The organism is Leeia aquatica (assembly GCF_012641365.1).
In the GTDB taxonomy this organism is placed as follows: domain Bacteria; phylum Pseudomonadota; class Gammaproteobacteria; order Burkholderiales; family Leeiaceae; genus Leeia; species Leeia aquatica.
Genome location: NZ_JABAIM010000001.1, coordinates 76,851 through 92,110, shown reverse-complemented (window position 1 = coordinate 92,110; position 15,260 = coordinate 76,851). Strand labels below are relative to the sequence as shown.

Annotated in this window: 18 protein-coding genes; 9 read left to right on the top strand and 9 right to left on the bottom strand. The window is 60.7% G+C overall.

The window, feature by feature from the left end:
• Position 1 precedes the first annotated feature (1 nt).
• Genes HF682_RS00535 through fur form a run of 7 tightly spaced genes read right to left on the bottom strand, consistent with a single transcriptional unit; the run spans position 2 to position 5,112 of the window.
• Positions 2 to 502, bottom strand: coding sequence for a DUF6714 family protein (locus HF682_RS00535; protein ID WP_168875314.1), 501 nt, complete (start codon positions 500 to 502; stop codon positions 2 to 4).
• Complete coding sequence (gene rsxB, locus HF682_RS00530; RefSeq protein ID WP_168875313.1) at positions 499 to 1,515, bottom strand: electron transport complex subunit RsxB; 1,017 nt, start codon at positions 1,513 to 1,515, stop codon at positions 499 to 501. The genes HF682_RS00535 and rsxB overlap by 4 nt, the downstream gene beginning before the upstream one ends.
• A complete protein-coding gene (locus HF682_RS00525) occupies positions 1,512 to 2,078 on the bottom strand; it encodes a hypothetical protein (protein WP_168875312.1) in 567 nt (188 codons plus the stop codon). Before HF682_RS00525 ends, rsxB begins: the two co-directional genes overlap by 4 nt.
• Positions 2,079 to 2,093: 15 nt before the next feature.
• Positions 2,094 to 3,125: a quinone-dependent dihydroorotate dehydrogenase gene (locus HF682_RS00520; RefSeq protein WP_168875311.1), complete on the bottom strand. Its 1,032-nt coding sequence runs from the start codon at positions 3,123 to 3,125 to the stop codon at positions 2,094 to 2,096.
• 41 nt (positions 3,126 to 3,166) lie between these two features.
• A complete protein-coding gene (locus HF682_RS00515) occupies positions 3,167 to 3,928 on the bottom strand; it encodes an arginyltransferase (RefSeq protein WP_168875310.1) in 762 nt (253 codons plus the stop codon).
• Positions 3,925 to 4,659, bottom strand: coding sequence for a leucyl/phenylalanyl-tRNA--protein transferase (gene aat, locus HF682_RS00510; protein ID WP_168875309.1), 735 nt, complete (start codon positions 4,657 to 4,659; stop codon positions 3,925 to 3,927). The genes HF682_RS00515 and aat overlap by 4 nt, the downstream gene beginning before the upstream one ends.
• Positions 4,660 to 4,680: 21 nt before the next feature.
• A complete protein-coding gene (gene fur / locus HF682_RS00505; protein ID WP_168875308.1) occupies positions 4,681 to 5,112 on the bottom strand; it encodes a ferric iron uptake transcriptional regulator in 432 nt (143 codons plus the stop codon).
• 102 nt (positions 5,113 to 5,214) lie between these two features.
• Between fur and HF682_RS00500 the strand changes: the two genes are divergently transcribed.
• The 3 genes from HF682_RS00500 to HF682_RS00490 are packed head-to-tail and all read left to right on the top strand — an operon-like array spanning position 5,215 to position 7,371.
• Entirely contained in the window at positions 5,215 to 5,646 is a 432-nt protein-coding gene (locus HF682_RS00500; RefSeq protein ID WP_168875307.1) for an outer membrane protein assembly factor BamE, read from the top strand.
• A 13-nt stretch (positions 5,647 to 5,659) separates the two neighbouring features.
• Positions 5,660 to 6,463 (top strand): 4-hydroxy-tetrahydrodipicolinate reductase, encoded by an 804-nt coding sequence (gene dapB, locus HF682_RS00495; RefSeq protein ID WP_168875306.1) that lies wholly within the window; start codon positions 5,660 to 5,662, stop codon positions 6,461 to 6,463.
• Positions 6,464 to 6,468: 5 nt separating this feature from the next.
• Positions 6,469 to 7,371 carry a TraB/GumN family protein gene (locus HF682_RS00490; RefSeq protein ID WP_168875305.1) on the top strand — a complete coding sequence of 301 codons (903 nt, stop codon included), beginning with the start codon at positions 6,469 to 6,471 and terminating at the stop codon, positions 7,369 to 7,371.
• A gap of 5 nt (positions 7,372 to 7,376) precedes the next feature.
• Here HF682_RS00490 and HF682_RS00485 read toward each other — a convergent pair whose 3' ends face one another.
• Both HF682_RS00485 and gloB read right to left on the bottom strand, forming a co-directional pair.
• Positions 7,377 to 7,700: a hypothetical protein gene (locus HF682_RS00485; protein WP_168875304.1), complete on the bottom strand. Its 324-nt coding sequence runs from the start codon at positions 7,698 to 7,700 to the stop codon at positions 7,377 to 7,379.
• Positions 7,701 to 7,993: 293 nt separating this feature from the next.
• Positions 7,994 to 8,758: a hydroxyacylglutathione hydrolase gene (gloB, locus tag HF682_RS00480; RefSeq protein ID WP_168875303.1), complete on the bottom strand. Its 765-nt coding sequence runs from the start codon at positions 8,756 to 8,758 to the stop codon at positions 7,994 to 7,996.
• Between gloB and HF682_RS00475 the strand changes: the two genes are divergently transcribed.
• From HF682_RS00475 to HF682_RS00450, 6 genes are all read left to right on the top strand, one after another.
• A complete protein-coding gene (locus HF682_RS00475) occupies positions 8,757 to 9,506 on the top strand; it encodes a class I SAM-dependent methyltransferase (protein ID WP_168875302.1) in 750 nt (249 codons plus the stop codon). The genes gloB and HF682_RS00475 overlap by 2 nt on opposite strands.
• Complete coding sequence (rnhA, locus tag HF682_RS00470; RefSeq protein ID WP_168875301.1) at positions 9,499 to 9,945, top strand: ribonuclease HI; 447 nt, start codon at positions 9,499 to 9,501, stop codon at positions 9,943 to 9,945. The genes HF682_RS00475 and rnhA overlap by 8 nt, the downstream gene beginning before the upstream one ends.
• 2 nt (positions 9,946 to 9,947) lie before the next feature.
• Entirely contained in the window at positions 9,948 to 10,667 is a 720-nt protein-coding gene (dnaQ, locus tag HF682_RS00465; protein WP_168875300.1) for a DNA polymerase III subunit epsilon, read from the top strand.
• Entirely contained in the window at positions 10,664 to 11,368 is a 705-nt protein-coding gene (ispD, locus tag HF682_RS00460) for a 2-C-methyl-D-erythritol 4-phosphate cytidylyltransferase (protein ID WP_168875299.1), read from the top strand. The genes dnaQ and ispD overlap by 4 nt, the downstream gene beginning before the upstream one ends.
• A 15-nt stretch (positions 11,369 to 11,383) precedes the next feature.
• Complete coding sequence (locus HF682_RS00455) at positions 11,384 to 12,658, top strand: COG3904 family protein (protein ID WP_168875298.1); 1,275 nt, start codon at positions 11,384 to 11,386, stop codon at positions 12,656 to 12,658.
• Positions 12,659 to 12,874: 216 nt separating this feature from the next.
• Complete coding sequence (locus HF682_RS00450; RefSeq protein ID WP_168875297.1) at positions 12,875 to 15,139, top strand: arginine/lysine/ornithine decarboxylase; 2,265 nt, start codon at positions 12,875 to 12,877, stop codon at positions 15,137 to 15,139.
• The last annotated feature ends 121 nt before the right edge of the window (positions 15,140 to 15,260 follow it).

Sequence of the window (15,260 nt, the reverse complement as noted above, 5' to 3'; positions counted from 1 at the left end):
CCTAGCGACGCCCCTGCCAGTAACGCTCCAGCGCCAGCTGCGCTTCTTCAGCTTCAGGTCCGCCCTCGGCAATGCGCCAGTCCAGCCAGTCGGCAATGCAGTGCGCCTGCTTGAGGTCAAACAGGGCAAAGCGCTTCTTGCAGGCATCAACCTTGTCCCACTGCACCGGCAACAGCAGCGCCTGTACCAAGGCGCGGGTAACGGCGCTATTCTGCGCCCGGTCCGGATACTTCAGGGTCCAGGTCAGGTAAGCCGGCAAGTAGTAGCGGAAGCCCTGATCATCCAGCCAGGGGAAAATCCCGGGGTAGCGCTCGAAGGACGCATCCGAAATCTGCCACCAGCGCCGATCATTATCCAGTGCCTTGGCAGACTCCCGTCGCGGGCTATCCTCACCATGCTGCCGGATGACATCGGCCTCACGCATCGTCGGCCCCTCCCCTCGCTCCGGCACGGCATGAAACACTTGCCGCACCACCGCAGCAAGCTGATTGGGTTCACTCATGTTGACTCCCCATTATCCCGGGCGGCCAGCTGCTGGCGAGCCCGTGTCATGGCCGCAGCGATGGCCGCCTGACGTGCCTTGACCTCATCACTGACCTGCTCCACCTCTGCCTCCTGCACCACAGGTGCCTTGGCCGCCAAACGGTCGGCCCGCTCCTGCTTGTCACGCGCCAGCCGCACCACATGCCAGGCATGCTGCTCCCGTGCCGCATCCGCACGTTGCCGCGCCTCATGATGTTGCTGGAGTCGAGCACGGGTATCACGAAACTGCTGTACCAAAGGCAGCTGGCTCGGACAGGCACGATTGCAGTCACCACACTCGGTACAGCTCAAGAGGCCATGCTGCTCGGCCAGCGCCTCTTGCTGCCTTGATGTAAACCAGTATAGTGCCTGGGGCTGCAGTTCGGCAGGACAAACCTCAATGCACGCACCGCAACGGATGCACGGTTGCGACGCTTCAGGATGTTCCAACTCCACTACTGGCGGTGGCACAGCGGCTTCTGCCTGCAATTCAGCCGGGGCCACCATGTCGATACAGGCCGTCGGACATGGCGGGATGCACAGCTCACACCCGGTACAGGCATCTGCCAGGACAGTATGCATCTGCTTCGCAGCACCGACGATGGCATCGACCGGGCAGGCCTGGATGCACAAGGTACAGCCAATACAGTTGGCCTCATCAATCACCGCCAGCCGGAATGGCTTGGTTTCGCCACGGCTGCTGTCCAGCGGTTTGACGGGAACCTGCATCAAGCGAGCAATCTGAACTACCCCTTCCTGACCACCGGGAGGACACTGGTTGATGTCAGCCTCTCCGGCCACCAGGGCTGTCGCGTAGGGGCGGCATCCGGGATAGCCGCATTGACCACACTGCGTCTGCGGCAGCACCGCGTCAATTTGCTCCAGCAAGGGCAAAGGCGCCGCGGGCAGACGGCGGACCCATATCACCAACACCAGCAACAGGGCGAGCAGCAGCAAGGGGGGCAGCAGCGCCAGCCACAGTTGCGCCATCATGCCAGCACCCCGTGCAGTACGCCGGACAAAGCCAGACCGCTGAGCCACACCGTCAGCAGCCGAATGGGCCAGCCTTGCACTTCAGCAGGCAATTCTGCCGTGGGCAAACGCAGATGAAGCTGTAGCAGTACCGGCACCATCATGTTGAAGCAGACTCCCGCCAGCGCCCCAATCAGCAACACCGTACACCACAGTGTACCTAGCGGGGCAATCAGCAGCGGTACCACCAGCCATAGCAGGCAAGCCAGCTTGAAAGGCATGTCCTGCCGTAGCGCGGCATACTGGGCAGGATGGTGACGCCGAAGCATGCGCCAGCCCAGGCCAGCGATCAGCAGTACCAGTAGCAACAAGAGCCCGGACCACAGCCAGGCAGACAGCGGCAGCGAGGTACGCCGCAATAGCCAGCCGGTGAGGTTGGCCATCGCCAGCAAACCGGCCATGCCCAGCGCATGCAGGCCCCTTGCCTCTGGCAGATGTGATGCCGGCTCATGCTGCGCATGCCGCTCCCACCACCACACATTGGCCCAGGCGGCCAGTAACCACAGCCACAGGTAGACAGACATACAGACGGCTCCGGATCAACCCCGGCGGCGAGGACTCAAGGTAGCCTCGACCGCTTCCTTCACCAGCCCGGGCCCCCGGTAGATCAAGCCACTATAGAGCTGCACCAGACTGGCGCCGGCATCCAGCTTCTCACGCACATCGTCGCCCGAGAAAATACCGCCCACACCGATGACCGGCATCGCCCCATCCAGCAGCTTGACCATTTCGCGCAGCACCTGTGTGGACTTGCGACGAACCGGTGCCCCCGACAAGCCCCCTGTTTCACCCGCATGTCGCAAATGCTCCACGCCAATGCGAGACAAGGTGGTGTTGGTGGCAATGACCCCATCCATCTGATGCTTGACCAGCAACTCTGCCATATCCACCAGCTGGGGCATTTCCAGATCCGGTGCAATCTTCACCGCAATCGGAACGTAGCGGCCATGGCGATCCGCCAGCTGCAGCTGCGCTTTCTTCAGCGCCGCCAGCAGCGCCGAAAATTCATCGCCCTGCTGCAATTGTCGGAGGTTTTTGGTGTTCGGCGACGAAATGTTCACCGTGACATAGCTGGCGTGGGGATACACCTTGGTCAGGCCAATCAGGTAATCGTCAGTGGCTTTTTCAATCGGTGTATCCGCGTTCTTGCCGATATTGATGCCCAGCACCCCGCGGAAATGGCTCTGCTGCACATTCTGCAGCAGCGCATCCACACCTTCGTTATTGAAGCCCATGCGATTGATGATGCCCTGTGCCCGGGGCAAACGGAACAGGCGCGGCTTGGGGTTCCCCGCCTGCGGACGAGGCGTGACCGTACCGATTTCCAGAAAGCCAAAGCCCAGCGCCGCAAGGCCGTCTATGTGGTCTCCATTTTTGTCCAGCCCCGCCGCTAGTCCCACCGGATTGGGGAAGTCGATACCCATTACCTTGACCGGATTGGCGGGAGGATGCCCTGCCAGCACTTTGCCAAAGCCCATGGACTCCAGCGCATCCAGCATGCCCAGGCTACACTGGTGGGCGGTTTCGGCAGGCAGGGAGAACAGCAGCGGACGCAACAGGGAATACACCATGACCTCGGCAGCAAACAGCTAAACGCCGCATTATAAGCGTTTTATCGCCCCAAGGCGCGGGTATCACCAACCGGTGCCATCGGGTCCAGTGGCAACCACACCCCATCTTGCAGTGCTTCCAGTGGCCGGTAGTCTGCCTTGTACTTCATCTTGCGGCACTGCTGAATCCAGTAGCCCAAGTAAAGATACTCCAGACCCAACGCCCGGACCTGGTGCGCCTGCCACAGCACGTTGTAGACGCCATAGCTGGCCTGTGGCTCGTCGGGCTCGAAGAAGGTGTATACCGCCGACCAGCCGTCATCCAGCCGGTCCACCACGCTGACCATTTTCAGCACGCCATCGCGCCGAAACTCCACCAGACAGGTATCGACCGGACTGCGCAGCAGGAAGCCCCGGTACTGCTCATAGCCATCTTCATCCATACCCCCACCGGGATGGCGGGACTTCTGGTAGCGTTGATACAGGAAGTAATGCTCCGCACTCTCACGCATCGGCAACAGTTCAGCTTGCAGATCACCTTGCCGGCGCCAGATTTTCTGCTGGGTCCGGCTGGGGGTAAAGCTGGCTACTGGCAAGCGCACCGGGATGCAGGCGCGGCAGAAATCGCAGTGTGGCCGGTAGACAAACAGTCCGCTGCGACGAAAGCCCAACCGGACCAGCTGGCTAAACGCTTGGGCAGACATACGCTCGCCAGAGACCGCAACTTGCGAGCGAGAGCGCTCCTCAGCCAGATAACTGCAGGGATAACTGGCTGTGGTATAAAACTGGATAAACTGCCGGTTGCTGCTATCGTGCCCGCTCATCCGCACTCTCCCTTGCCGGGCCAGTCGGCAGGGATGTCCGGTGGGGGTAGCAGCCACCTGTCATTCTCTGCCGTTTGCTCGACCTCGTGCTTCAAGCGTAGCAGAAATGCTTCGCGCTGCATGGGTTGCGCACCCATGCTGTACAGGTGTGGGGTTTCCATCTGGCAATCCACCAGTTGTACCCCGACTTGCTGCAGCCTGGCGCACAGGTAAACCAGGGCGACCTTGGATGCATCGGTTTGCCGCGAAAACATGGATTCGCCAAAGAACATGCGGCCCAGCTGCACACCGTACACCCCGCCAACTAGCTGGTCCCCCTGCCAGCATTCAACCGAATGCGCCCAGCCTTCTTCATGCAAGGTCTGATACGCTGCCTGCATTTCCGGCACGATCCAGGTGCCCTGCTGGCCCGCACGCGGGGCGGCACAGGCCCGCACCACACCGGCAAAGTCATGGTCATAACGGATGGTGAATCGCCCTTTGCGCAGGGTCTTGCGTAGCGACCGCGAGACATGCAGCCCGTCCGGCAGCAGCACCATGCGGCGTGACGGGCTCCACCACAGAATAGGCTCGCCCGGCCCATACCAAGGGAAAATACCGGAACGGTAGGCCGCCAGCAGGCGCTGGCGGGACAGATCACCGCCTGCGGCCAGCAGTCCATCCGGCACCTGCAAAGCGGTGGCCGGATCGGGGAACTGCAGGGAATCGTCAAGCCACGTCAGCTTCAGCATGGGCTGGCGCAGGCGCGTTGATCAAAGACGTTTCTTGGGGGTGTTCTGGCAGTCGGCACACTGACCGTACAGATACAGGGAGTGTGTCTGGATGGAGAAGCCGCGCTCCTTGGCCACCTTGTTTTGCCGGCGCTCGATCTCAGGGTCAAAGAACTCTTCGACCTTGCCGCACTGGATGCAGACCAGATGATCGTGATGCCCTTCTGGGCGCAACTCGAATACGGCCTTGCCGCCTTCGAAGTAGTGCCGTTCCAAAATGCCGGCTTGTTCAAACTGGGTCAGTACCCGGTAGACGGTGGCCAGGCCTACATCCTCGCCCTCGCCGATCAATTGACGATAAACGTCTTCTGCCGACAGGTGGCGGACTTCACTGGTCTCGAACAGTTCGAGGATACGCAGGCGCGGGCCGGTTGCTTTGAGGCCCACTCCTTTCAGGTCACTGGCTTTGCTCATTGTCTGCGCTCAACACGGAGGGTTTGAGTTATCATAAAGGCTTTTGGCGACTTTGCCTACGAGAGCACGGTTGCCCGATCCCTGTCACGCTGAAGGAACAGCATGTCCCATACTGCGATCCGCCCTGTTCGACGCCTGCTCGTACCGGCCTTGATGGCCACGCTGCTGGCCGCCTGCTCGCTGTCCGCCCTCAAGCCTTACAAGCTGGATATCCCGCAAGGCAACTATGTCACCCAGGATGCGGTCGACAAGCTCAAACTCGGCATGACCCGCTCGCAGGTCCGCTTCCTGCTGGGGACACCGCTGGTACAGGACGCCTTCCATGCTGACCGCTGGGATTATGTCTATCAGCTGACCCAGCGTGGGGAAACGGTGGAAGACAAGCGTTTCTCGGTCTGGTTCGATGGTGACAAGCTGGTCAAGTTCGAAGGTACGGTCATGCCGGCCCTGCGTCCCTATGAGCCGCTGAACGGGGAGAAGGCTGCCTCCGCCCCGATCGCTGCCGAGCAAGCCGCTTCCGCCCCCAAGTCCTGATCCGGAGCCTGTCATGTCCCTGAAGATTGCTGTGGCCGGCGCCAGCGGGCGCATGGGTCGGGAGTTGTTGTCTGCTGTTCATCATGATGCTACTGCGCAATTACATGCAGCACTGGATCGTGCCGGCAATGCATTCATAGGTCAGGATGCCGGGCTGTTGATCGGCGCGCCCAACGGGGTATTGATCCAGGATGATCCAGCCCAGGCGCTGCAAGGTTGCGATGTACTGATCGACTTCACCCGCCCCGAAGCCACGCTGCAGCATCTGGCCCTGTGTCGTGAGCTGGGCGTGAAGCTGGTGATAGGGACCACGGGTTTCAGCACCGAGCAAAAGCAGCTGATCCGTCAGGCCGCCGACGATGTGTCGATCATGATGGCTCCCAATATGAGCGTGGGCGTCAACGTGATGCTGAAGCTGCTGCAACAGGCCGCGCTGGCGCTCAAGGACGGTTACGACATTGAGATTGTGGAAATGCACCATCGCCACAAGGTGGATGCCCCCTCGGGTACCGCGCTGCGACTGGGTGAAGTGATTGCGGAAACGCTGGGGCGTGACCTGCAGCAGGATGCCATCTATGGGCGCGAGGGTGTAACCGGTGAGCGCAACCCGCGCACCATCGGTTTTGCCACCCTGCGCGGCGGTGATGTGGTCGGCGATCATACCGTGGTGTTTGCCGGCATTGGCGAGCGCATCGAAATCAGCCACAAGGCCAGCAGCCGCGCCACGTTTGCTCAAGGCGCACTGCGTGCGGCCCACTATCTGGCCAGTAAAACCAACGGCCTGTATGACATGCAGGACGTGCTGTCCGGCGCATGATCAGCATGCCGCTGCGCGCCCTGCGCCATCTCCACTGCCTGCTCCTGCTGCTCGCTCTGAGTGTGCCAGCATGGGCAGGCAAGGCCTATCTGTGGCGTGTAGACAGCCCCACCACCACACTGTGGCTGTATGGCACGGTTCACCTTGGCAAGGCAGACATGTTCCCGTTGCCGCCCAGCGTCATGCGCGCGTTTCGCCAGTCACCCGTGGCAGTATTCGAGCTGGATATGGATCGGGTACCGCATGAGATGACGGCCCTCTACGGGCTGACGCTCTACCCCAAGGGGGACAGTCTCAGCGCACACCTGGGGCCGCAACGCTGGCAGCAACTCAAGCAGGCACTGCCCAGCCAGTATGGCATGTCGGCAGATGCGTTCCAGCAGTCCCGCCCATGGTTCCTGGCCATGACCCTCAGCATGCAGAGCCTGCTCAAGGATGGCTGGTCTGAGCAGTACAGCGTTGATGCCTACCTGGACCGTGAAGCACGTCAGCAAGGCAAGACCATCATCGGACTGGAGACCACCCGGCAGCAACTGGAGGCCATGGGACAATTGCGTGAAGACACGCAAATCAGCTGGCTGTTCAGCCAGCTGGACCCCAAGCTGATCGCCAAACAGCGCGAGCTGATGCAGCTAGCGGTGCGGAGCTGGAGGCAGGGGGAGCCCGAGCAGATGAATGACATGCTCTTGCAGGACTCACCCGGCATGACGCCGCAACAGACCAAAGAGTTTGCCGCCATCATGCTCTCAGGCCGCAACCGCAAGATGGCTGACAAACTGGTACAGATGCTCAAAGGCAAGCAACCCGCTTTTGTCGCCGTGGGGGCCCTGCATTACGCTGGACCGAACAATCTGCTGGCCCTGCTGCGCCAGCGTGGCTTCAAACCGATACAGCAGGATAATCAGTAACCCACTCAAGCGGCCAGCAGCATCCCGGCGGGCGCAATGCGGCACACCTCATGCAGCACCGCCTCGTCCAGCGCGCCGCGACACTGCCAAACGGCGCAATCAAAGCTCCGGCTGGCATGCGCCTGTAAGGCCGGCTGCGAGGCTGACTCAAAGCGGACTTCCAGACTGGCCACCTGTTGCGGCAAGTATTGCTCACCCGCCTTGATCAGGCCCAGTTGATCCTGCCCAACCAACAACACCCGGTACACCACCCGAGCGGGACGCGCCTCCGGGGTGTAAGGTGCACCGAGGACCACTTCTGCGGGAAGATCATTGACATACTTGGACATGGCCGAACTCCGTTGTGCCTGGCACGGAGCGCTGATTCCGGCCAGCGATTTAGCGAAATTTCCCGGTAAACACCGGTCAGGCACGCCTCGCAATTAGCTGATAAATCGGCGTGAGGTAAAACTTACCTGAACCCTGAATCCTGAAATGCAAAAAACCCGTAGCGCTTAGCGCATACGGGTTTGGCATGCGCTTTAGCAATATTTATAGAGCGCCTTGCAAGCTACACAGATCAAATCGGCGCTATGTGATGCCATTTATAATCTATGGCAATCCTCGGGTCAAGCCCCCTGCCTCAGAAAACATCCTTCCAGCGACGCAGCGCCGCCAGCACGGCCAAAGCGTCGGTTAACACTGCACCAGCCTGCTGGCTGACCGCCCGCTGTACGGACGCCTGTTCACAACGCAGAAAAGGATTGGTCAGTCCTTCTTCCGCCAGCGTCGACGGCAAGGTGCTCAAACCCGCAGCCCTTCGCTGAGCATCGCGCGCGTGGCGTTGCTGCAGCGCCAGACTCTCCGGCTCCACCGCCAATGCAAAACGCTGATTGCTGAGCGTATACTCATGGGTACAGCACAGCAGGGTCTCTGCGGGCAAGGCTGCCAGCCGCTGCAAAGACTGCTGCAATTGCACAGGCGTGCCTTCAAACAGCCGACCACAGCCGCAGGCAAACAGCACGTCGCCCGCAAACAGCCAGGGGGCCGCGTAGTACACCACATGATCCAGCGTATGCGCCGGTGTTTCCAGCACCTGGAAGGTCTGCCCCAGTAACGGCAACCGTGAGCCCTCCACCACGGGATGCGTCACCCAGGTGGAAAACCGGGGCGTCGCAGGGCCGTAAACGGTCAGGTCGGGCTGCGCATGCCGCAAGGCCGGGATGCCGTCCACATGGTCATAATGGTGGTGCGTGCACAGCACGGCCTGCAGCCGCAGCCCGTGCAACTGCAAGTAATGCAGCAAGGGCTCGGCTTCACCCGGATCAACGGCAATGGCAGATGATCCGTCGTGCAAAAGCCAGATATAATTATCGGTAAGGATGGGTAAGGAAACGAGGGTCAGCATGAGCACATGGTCGGGGCAAAACTCCTCGGCGTCAATGCAGAGGCTGGCGGACTGGTTCGCACAACCGCTCGGCCAATACCTGTTGAACCGGGAGGCCGACTGGTTCGGACGCACGCTGGATGAGCAATACGGCTGGACGGCAGTGCAACTGGGGCTGCCCCAGGTCAACCTGATGGCCAATTGCCGGGTGCGGCAGCGGCTACTGCTGGGACGTGGCGAGTGCGTGCATATTGCAGCCGATACCGCCGCCCTGCCCTTTGCCAACGCCAGCATTGATGTGCTGTTGCTCCCTCATGTGCTCGACTTCTGCGCCGACCCGCACCAGGTCATCCGCGAGGCGCAGCGGGTGCTGATTCCCGATGGCAAACTGCTGATCTCCGGCTTCAATCCCTACAGTCTGTGGGGCATGCGGCGCCTGCTCAATGCCCGGCCTGAACCCTGGAATGGCAATTTCATCAGCCTGCCCCGGCTCAAGGACTGGCTGGCCCTGCTTGGCTTCGAGATGCGTGCCAGCGCCATGACGTGTTACATTCCGCCCCTTTCGCAACCGAAGTGGCAGCAGCGCTGGCGCTTCATGGAGCCCGCAGGCAACCGCTGGTGGCCTGCAGCAGGTGCCGTGTACTGCCTGCAAGCCAGCAAGCAGGTGCTGGGCATGCGCCTGACCGGGCTGATCAAGCCACGTCGGCTGGTGCGCAAGCCGAGGCTGGTATCGGCCCACCCGGATGTACAACAGGAGCAGCATGAGTAAGGATGTCGTGGTGATTTATACCGACGGGGCCTGCAAGGGCAACCCCGGAACCGGCGGCTGGGGAGCCATCCTCTGCTACGGCGAGCACCGCAAGGAAATTTTTGGCGGCGAAGCCCACACCACCAACAACCGCATGGAAATGATGGCGGTCATCGAGGCCTTGCGTCTGCTGAAGCGCCCCTGCACCATTCAGGTCCATACCGACTCGCAATACGTGCAAAAAGGCATCAGCGAGTGGCTGAAAGGCTGGAAGGCGCGCGGCTGGAAAACTGCAGCGAAAGAACCGGTCAAAAATGCCGATCTGTGGCAGGAAATGGATCAGCTGACCGTGCCGCACCAGATCAGCTGGCACTGGGTCAAAGGCCATGCGGGCCACCCGATGAATGAACGTGCCGACCAGCTGGCCAATGCCGGCGTGGAAAGCGTACTGCGGAACTGAACATGCGGCAAATCGTCCTTGATACCGAAACCACCGGCCTGGAGCACAAACAGGGCAACCGGATTCTGGAACTGGCCTGTCTGGAGTTGAGCAACCGGAGGCCGACCCAGCGCACCCTGCATTTTTATATCAACCCGGAGCGGGAGAGCGAAGAAGGCGCACTGCGCGTGCACGGACTGGACAGTGCCTTCCTGGCCGACAAGCCCAAGTTTCATGAAATCGTGGATGATTTCCTGGCCTTTGTAGAGGGCGCGGAGCTGGTGATCCACAATGCCCCGTTTGACATCGGCTTTCTGGATGCCGAGCTGGCTCGACTGGGCAAACCTTCGATCCGCAGCTATTGCCCGTCGGTGCTAGATACACTGGCCTTGGCCAAGGACTTGCGACCCGGCAAGCGGAATAACCTGGATGCGCTATGCCGTGACTACGGCGTAGACAACTCCGGGCGAACCTTGCACGGCGCCTTGCTGGATGCGGAGCTACTGGCCGAAGTCTATCTGGAGATGACGCGCGGGCAGGAAAGCCTGATGATGGACATCGAGCCTTCGCCCGCGGCTCATTCGCACAATACCGTCGCCAGCGACGCACCCGCTATCCGCCCGCGCATCCGTAGCCTGAGTGCTGAGGAGCAGGCTGTACATGCGGAGTATCTGGCTGGACTGGAAAAAGCCAACAAGGCCCCGAGCCTGTGGCAAACCCTGCAGGCGGATAGCGCTGCATGACGCCCCGCTTCGTTGCGCTGGTCCCTGCCGCCGGCAGCGGCAGCCGCATGCGGGCCGACTGCCCCAAGCAATACCTGCTGCTGCACGGCAAGCCGGTGCTGTGGCACAGCCTCAAGGTTTTGCACACAGAGCCCCGCATCTCGCACATTGTGCTGGTGCTGACCGAGGGTGACCCTTGGTTTGCGCGCTTCGACTGGTCTGACCTGCCCCGCTTGCAGGTCTTGTACTGTGGTGGTGCCAGTCGGGCAGAAACCGTGCGCAATGGCTTGGCCAACATCGCCAGCAACACGCCGGACGACCCATGGATACTGGTACACGATGCCGCCCGCCCCTGTCTCTCCCGCAGCGACCTGACCCACCTGATCGACCAGTTGCACGCTGATGCCGTGGGCGGCCTGCTGGCCGTGCCAGTGCCCGAAACCGTGAAGCGGGCCACGCTGGACGGCCACGTCGCACAAACCGTACCACGGCAAGACCTGTGGTTAGCCCAAACCCCGCAGATGTTCCGCCTGCGGCCGCTGCTGGCTGCACACCAAGGTGTGCTGGACACCATCACGGATGAAGCATCCGCCATGGAACGGCAAGGCGACTCACCACGTTTGATCACCGGCAGTCGCAACAACCTGAAAATCACCTACCCGGAAGACCTCGCGCTGGCGGCCCTGCTGTTACCCGCCGCCGACCCACAGCACAGTTCGTAGGACGACCACACCGCCATGAGCCTGCTCCTGCGTTTGACACTCTTCTCCTGTCTGTGGCTGCTGTCAACCGCTCATGCCGCCCCACCTCCGCAAACGGTCCACGACAACCCGCTTGAGGGGCTGGAGGATGGCGATACAGAAACCGCGCCGCGCTTCAAACGCCTGCAACTGCGTGAGCGTCCGCTGCAGGTCAAACTGAGTGCCGATGGCAAAGTATTGCGCTTGTCGGGCAGCATCAGCACAGGCGCGGCCGACAAGGTGGCCAATGTTCTGGCCAATGCCCCCCAGCTGCGGGTGGTACGACTGCAGAGCCCGGGCGGCTTGCTCGGTGAAGCCATCCGCATCAATCAGCTGCTCAAAGCCCGCCAGGTCGACATCTGGGTTCCCAGCAGCTGCGCCAGCGCCTGTACCATCATCTTTGCCGCAGGCAAAGAGCGCTATATGGCACCCAAAGCCGAATTCGGGTTTCACCACCACCTGAACAGCAGTGGCAAGACCGACGCAGAGGACGATCAACAAGTCCGTGAGCAGCTGAAAGCGGCCGGTATTCCCGATGTGCTGCTGGACGGCCAGTTTGCCACCCCGTTTGACGCCATGTGGTTGCCAACAGTGCGGCAGCTGACCCGCAGTGATTACGTTACCGACGTGGTATCCCGCCCACCCGCCGGGCTGGCTTCCCTACCAGTGCTGGAGCCTGACGAGGTCAATGATCTACTGGAGCAGGATGACGAGATCCGCTTGCTGCGCAAGGCCTTACCCCAACTGTATGAGACACACCTGCCCCTGATTCAGAAGGCGGCTGCGGAAAACGATACCCTCGTCCCGGTCTGGCGCGCCATTCAGGAATTCATCTATCAAGGCACGCAACGCATTCTGCCGTATGCCAGTGATGAGGCCATTCTGGCGCGCGCAGCACGCACCAAGGTCGTAGCCAGAGCACAAATGAGCCTGCTGGAGGGTTACTGCCCGATTTTTGGTGTGCCTGCCCCCAACAAACAATACTCCGGTGACGACACCGAAGACGTGCGCTGGCTGGTGAATACCTTGCAGCATCTTCGTCCGGAACCGGTGCTGACCGGTCTGCGTGCACAAATCCTGCTGGAACAGACCAACGAGGCGGCTGAAGCAGCCGGCAAGGTGAATCTGCGGCTGCTCAAGGCTGGCCGCCGAACCGAACCCGGCGCCGACAACCGCCCCTACTGCCAGGCATTGCTGGATTTGTACGACTGGTATGACACCTTGCCACTGGCACAGCGGGTCACCGTCACTCGGGCCTTGCTGCTGGATTAACGATCGCCCCCTTGCATCATCGACGGATGACAGGTAGCTGAGGAGTATCCTCAAGGACCCACAGGCGTCCATTGCGCCATCCGCAACAGGGTATTGCTGCAGTCGCAATTTCTGCACGCATAAGGGATGGTTCTATGCCACAATCCGCGCCAATCTGGCCTGCGTGTTGCAGCGCGCCAAAGCCCCTGTAAAACCTACTGCGTGAAGGTAGCTGGCATGAAATTCCGTTTTCCTGTTGTGATTATCGACGAAGACTTCCGCTCGGAAAACACCAGCGGTATCGGCATTCGGGCGCTGGCGCAGGCGCTGGAAGAAGAAGGCATGGAAGTTCTGGGCGCCACCAGCTACGGCGACCTCTCCAGCTTTGCCCAGCAGCAGAGCCGGGCTTCGGCCTTCATCCTGTCGATCGACGACGAGGAAATGGCGGCTGAAACCGGTGCAGAAGCCGAAGCCGTGGTGGCGCTGCGCAAGTTTGTGGAAGAAATCCGCTTTCGCAATGCCGACATCCCGATCTTCCTGTATGGCGAAACCCGCACCTCACGCCACATCCCGAATGACATCCTGCGTGAATTGCATGGCTTCATCCACATGTTCGAGGACACGCCGGAGTTTGTGGCGCGCTACATCATCCGGGAAGCACGCAAGTATCTGGATGGCTTGATGCCGCCCTTCTTCCGTGCGCTGACCCATTACGCACAGGATGGCTCGTACTCGTGGCACTGCCCTGGTCACTCCGGTGGCGTGGCTTTTCTGAAGAGCCCGATCGGGCAGATGTTCCATCAGTTCTTTGGTGAGAACATGCTGCGCACCGATGTCTGCAACTCGGTGGACGAGCTGGGCCAGTTGCTGGATCATACCGGCCCGGTGGCCGCGTCCGAGCGAAATGCAGCGCGGATTTTCAATGCAGACCATCTGTTCTTCGTCACCAATGGCACCTCCACCTCCAACAAGATGGTGTGGCATGCCACGGTTGCACCGGGGGATATTGTAGTGGTGGACCGCAATTGCCATAAGTCCATCCTGCACTCCATCATCATGTGCGGTGCCATTCCGGTGTTCCTGACACCGACCCGCAACCATTACGGCATCATCGGGCCGATTCCGCTGTCCGAATTCCACCCGGACAGCATTCGCCAGAAGATCGAAGCCAATCCGTTTGCCCGCGAGGCGCTAGCAAAAAATCCGGACAAGAAGCCGCGCATCCTGACCCTGACCCAGTCGACCTACGACGGCGTGCTGTACAACGTCGAGAAGATCAAGGAAACACTGGGGGACTTCATCGACACCCTGCACTTCGATGAGGCTTGGTTGCCGCACGCCACCTTCCACGATTTCTATCGCGAGATGCACGCCATTGGCCGGGACCGCCCGCGCAGCCAGAAAACGCTGGTGTATGCCACCCAGAGTACGCACAAGATGCTGGCCGGATTGTCGCAAGCCTCGCAGATCCTGGTACAGGATTCAGAAGAACGACAGCTGGATCGCCATCGCTTCAATGAAGCGTATCTGATGCACACCTCCACCAGCCCGCAATACGCCATCATCGCGTCTTGCGATATTGCCGCAGCCATGATGGAGGCCCCGGGCGGCACCGCGCTGGTCGAGGAATCGCTGACGGAAGCGCTGGATTTCCGCCGCGCCATGCGCAAGGTGGATGCCGAGCTGGGAGAGGACTGGTGGTTCCAGGTGTGGGGCCCGGATCATCTGAGCGAGGATGGGCCGGCCGAGCGGGAAGACTGGCTGTTGCGCTCTGGTGACCGTTGGCATGGCTTTGGCGATCTGGAAGAAGGCTTCAACCTGCTCGACCCGATCAAGGCCACCATCATCACCCCCGGCCTGAACGTGGATGGTGAGTTTGCCGAGCAAGGCATCCCGGCGGCCATTGTGACCAAGTATCTGGCCGAGCATGGGGTGATTGTCGAGAAAACCGGGCTGTACTCTTTCTTCATCATGTTCACCATCGGCATTACCAAGGGCCGCTGGAACACGCTGGTGACCGAGCTGCAGCAGTTCAAGGACGATTACGACCGCAACCAGCCACTGTGGCGGGTGATGCCGGAGTTTGTGGCGGCTCGCCCGCAGTACGAGCGGGTGGGCTTGCGTGACCTCTGTGAACAGATTCACGGCATCTACCGGGACAATGATGTGGCCCGGCTGACCACCGAGATGTACCTGTCCAATATGGAGCCTGCGCTCAAGCCTTCCAAGGCCTACTCCAAGATGGCCCACCGCGAGATCGAACGGGTGGCCATTGATGAACTGGAAAACCGCATCACCGCCGTGCTGCTCACCCCCTACCCACCCGGTATCCCGCTGCTGATTCCGGGTGAGCGCTTCAACCGTACCATCGTGCAGTACCTGCAGTTTGCCCGCGACTTCAACGAGCGCTTCCCTGGTTTTGAGGCCGATATCCACGGTCTGGTGGTGGAGGAAAATGCGGGTCGTAAACATTATTTTGTGGATTGTGTACAAAACAGCTAAACCGCAATCACGAAAATGAACCGGCTGCCCAGTTCTGGGCAGCCTTTTTCTTGCCTACGACTTTCGACCAGTTCCGGGTACTTTTGCTGGGGGTCAGGAAAGCCTATGCTTTCTTGAAACC

Excerpts from the sequence above, each read along its gene's own strand:
- HF682_RS00515 (WP_168875310.1), bottom strand. The coding sequence starts at position 3,928 with ATGAGCGGGCACGATAGCAGCAACCGGCAGTTTATCCAGTTTTATACC.
- HF682_RS00535 (WP_168875314.1), bottom strand. The coding sequence starts at position 502 with ATGAGTGAACCCAATCAGCTTGCTGCGGTGGTGCGGCAAGTGTTTCAT.
- rsxB (WP_168875313.1), bottom strand. The coding sequence starts at position 1,515 with ATGATGGCGCAACTGTGGCTGGCGCTGCTGCCCCCCTTGCTGCTGCTC.
- HF682_RS00520 (WP_168875311.1), bottom strand. The coding sequence starts at position 3,125 with ATGGTGTATTCCCTGTTGCGTCCGCTGCTGTTCTCCCTGCCTGCCGAA.
- gloB (WP_168875303.1), bottom strand. The coding sequence starts at position 8,758 with ATGCTGACCCTCGTTTCCTTACCCATCCTTACCGATAATTATATCTGG.
- HF682_RS00525 (WP_168875312.1), bottom strand. The coding sequence starts at position 2,078 with ATGTCTGTCTACCTGTGGCTGTGGTTACTGGCCGCCTGGGCCAATGTG.
- aat (WP_168875309.1), bottom strand. The coding sequence starts at position 4,659 with ATGCTGAAGCTGACGTGGCTTGACGATTCCCTGCAGTTCCCCGATCCG.
- HF682_RS00500 (WP_168875307.1), top strand. The coding sequence starts at position 5,215 with ATGTCCCATACTGCGATCCGCCCTGTTCGACGCCTGCTCGTACCGGCC.
- rnhA (WP_168875301.1), top strand. The coding sequence starts at position 9,499 with ATGAGTAAGGATGTCGTGGTGATTTATACCGACGGGGCCTGCAAGGGC.
- fur (WP_168875308.1), bottom strand. The coding sequence starts at position 5,112 with ATGAGCAAAGCCAGTGACCTGAAAGGAGTGGGCCTCAAAGCAACCGGC.
- HF682_RS00490 (WP_168875305.1), top strand. The coding sequence starts at position 6,469 with ATGCCGCTGCGCGCCCTGCGCCATCTCCACTGCCTGCTCCTGCTGCTC.
- HF682_RS00450 (WP_168875297.1), top strand. The coding sequence starts at position 12,875 with ATGAAATTCCGTTTTCCTGTTGTGATTATCGACGAAGACTTCCGCTCG.
- HF682_RS00475 (WP_168875302.1), top strand. The coding sequence starts at position 8,757 with ATGAGCACATGGTCGGGGCAAAACTCCTCGGCGTCAATGCAGAGGCTG.
- dnaQ (WP_168875300.1), top strand. The coding sequence starts at position 9,948 with ATGCGGCAAATCGTCCTTGATACCGAAACCACCGGCCTGGAGCACAAA.
- ispD (WP_168875299.1), top strand. The coding sequence starts at position 10,664 with ATGACGCCCCGCTTCGTTGCGCTGGTCCCTGCCGCCGGCAGCGGCAGC.
- dapB (WP_168875306.1), top strand. The coding sequence starts at position 5,660 with ATGTCCCTGAAGATTGCTGTGGCCGGCGCCAGCGGGCGCATGGGTCGG.
- HF682_RS00485 (WP_168875304.1), bottom strand. The coding sequence starts at position 7,700 with ATGTCCAAGTATGTCAATGATCTTCCCGCAGAAGTGGTCCTCGGTGCA.
- HF682_RS00455 (WP_168875298.1), top strand. The coding sequence starts at position 11,384 with ATGAGCCTGCTCCTGCGTTTGACACTCTTCTCCTGTCTGTGGCTGCTG.